Source organism: Trichococcus flocculiformis, assembly GCF_900113645.1.
GTDB classification, from domain to species: Bacteria; Bacillota; Bacilli; order Lactobacillales; family Aerococcaceae; genus Trichococcus; species Trichococcus flocculiformis.
Genome location: NZ_FOQC01000093.1, coordinates 1 through 2,287 on the forward strand (window position 1 = coordinate 1; position 2,287 = coordinate 2,287).

Consider the following 2,287-nt stretch of genomic DNA (forward strand, 5'->3'; position numbering starts at 1 on the left):
TGGGGGGTGGCAAGTTGTTTTTGTCGTTAACCCCGTTAAATCAACGAAAAAATACAAAATTGAACGTCTGGCAGAGCTAAACTTTGACAGTACGGACGCAGATCAGGAGGGGAAATCATGGAAACATTGGATTTGATCATCGATTTTCACAAAAACAACCCGCGCCAAGGTCCCGGCAGCCAACAGAGCACCATCAAAGCGCTGCAGTTTCTGCCGCAATTGACCCCGCAAGCGCAACTTTTGGATGTAGGCTGCGGAACCGGCGCGCAGACCATGGTTCTGAGCGAACAGACGCCGGCCCACATCACTGCGGTCGACAGCAGCAAAGAATTTTTGAGCATATTGAAGCACAAAGCCTTGCAGCAAGGCATCATGAACCGCTTGACGGTAAAGGAAATGGATATGGAGCAGCTTGCCTTTGCTCCCGAATCATTGGACGTCATTTGGGCGGAAGGCGCCATCTACAACATCGGTTTTTCCAGAGGCATCCGGGAATGGCGTCCGTTGCTGAAAAAAGACGGTTACTTGGTCGTTTCCGAAATTTCCTGGCTGACGCCGCAACGTCCGCAGATTGTGAACAAATATTGGACCGAAGTCTATCCGGAAATGGGGACGATTGCGGAAAAGATTGCCCAAGTGGAGGATGCCGGCTACATCCCGGTGGCTCATTTCGTCCTGCCCGAATCGGACTGGACGAGCCATTACTATCATTACTACGAGACCAATGAAGCGGCATTCCTGGAAAGGCACGGCCACAGCGAGGACGCAAAAGCTTTGGTGGAAGAGAACCGTCAGGAAATGAAACATTTCGAAAAATACAGTGCGTACTACAACTATGTTTTCTACATCATGCAGAAACGTTGAAAAACTGAAAAATAGAGGCGCCCTGTCCATCCAACAGACAGGGCGCCTCGTTTTTTTATCAATAGGTCAGTCAGTTTTAGCCAGGAACGTCTTGTAAGTTCGGTCAATAAAGGTGGCTCCGATCGGCGCGGTCAAGATGATCGCCAAAACGGCGACGCTCAAAATGATACTGCCTGCTTCGACTCCGGCAGCCAAAGGAATCGATCCGATGGCAGCTTGGACAGTGGCTTTCGGTATATACGCCATAGCGGAAAAAATGCGTTCCTTTGTATTCAGATTTGTACTTGAAACGGCCAGAATGACCGCCACCATCCGGAAAAATAAAGCCCCGAAAATCAAAGTAACCGCTGCGAAACCAACACCGCCCAAGGCCGAAATATCAACGGCTGATCCAACCAACACGAATAGGAAGATTTCGGCTGCAGACCAAATTTTGGCGAATTTATCATTCAGACGTTTGGCCAATTCCGGACGTCTTTTCAATAAAGTCGCTCCGACAGCCATGACGCCCAACAAGCCGGAAAACGGAATGAATTTTGCCAAGGAATCCTCAGCCGTCACCAACAGGAAGCTGGCGCTCAGTACCAGCATAACTTTCATCGTATCGCGGATGTGGAATGTTCTGAAGAGAAAGACCAATCCCAAGCCGACCAGTAGGCCGCCGAGCAGACCCAACGCGATCGAAACCGGAACGGAAAGCAGCGTAATTGCCTGGAAGCCGCTGCCTGTGTACATGCCCATGAATGAGGTAAACAGAACGATGATATAAACATCATCAACGGAAGCACCCGCCAGAATCATCTGTGGAATCCCTTTAGCCTTGCCGTAGCCGCTTTCGATCAACATGATCATACGCGGGACAACGACAGCCGGTGATACTGCACCCAGAACAGTACCAAGGATGGCGGACTCCAATAACGTGATGCCCAATAATTTCGGCGCCAACAAGGTGACAGCCAAGATCTCGAAAGTTGCAGGCAAAAAGGTCATCAAGATAGCCGGGCGGCCGATTTTCTTGAGATCGCCCAGCTCCATGGTCAAACCTGCCCGGACGAGAATGACAATCAGAGCAATTTTTCGGATGTCCGCAGAAATGGCCAACAATTCCGGCGCCATAAGGTCCATGCCAAAAGGACCCAAGAGGATACCGGTCAAAATCAAGCCCAACAAGCCTGGCAGTTGCAATCGGATAAAGAGCGAACTGAACAGAAAACCAATTATGAGAATAAGAGCGATACTGTAGATCAAAACGTGCACCTCCAAATTTTTCCACTAAAAAAGCTGACGACGGACTGCGCCTATTGCGCAGAAGTCATCAGCTTATATAAGCGGTTTAAGCGATTTGCTTCGGGAGACATTCATTCCCGTTAGTATAGGTAATATGATAGCATGTTTTCGGAAGACCGACAAGCTGAAAGAGGAC

General features: G+C 49.4%; 2 protein-coding genes and 1 riboswitch. Of the genes, one reads left to right on the forward strand and one right to left on the reverse strand.

What is annotated here, in order from left to right; all coding sequences use genetic code 11:
• Window positions 1-117: 117 nt before the first annotated feature.
• The gene (locus tag BMZ71_RS14460) at window positions 118-864 is read left to right on the forward strand and encodes a class I SAM-dependent methyltransferase (RefSeq protein WP_086990957.1); all 747 of its coding nucleotides are present in this window, start codon (window positions 118-120) and stop codon (window positions 862-864) included.
• A 66-nt stretch (window positions 865-930) separates the two neighbouring features.
• On the opposite strand, the gene BMZ71_RS14465 is transcribed toward BMZ71_RS14460, so the two are convergent.
• On the reverse strand, window positions 931-2,121 hold the full coding sequence (locus BMZ71_RS14465) for a cation:proton antiporter domain-containing protein (RefSeq protein ID WP_245734464.1): 1,191 nt from the start codon (window positions 2,119-2,121) through the stop codon (window positions 931-933).
• A 42-nt stretch (window positions 2,122-2,163) separates the two neighbouring features.
• Window positions 2,164-2,239, reverse strand: a riboswitch (Fluoride riboswitch).
• Window positions 2,240-2,287 lie beyond the last annotated feature (48 nt).

Bases quoted from the DNA above. Each gene is read 5' to 3' on its own strand.
- BMZ71_RS14460 (WP_086990957.1), top strand. From the start codon at position 118: ATGGAAACATTGGATTTGATCATCGATTTTCACAAAAACAACCCGCGC.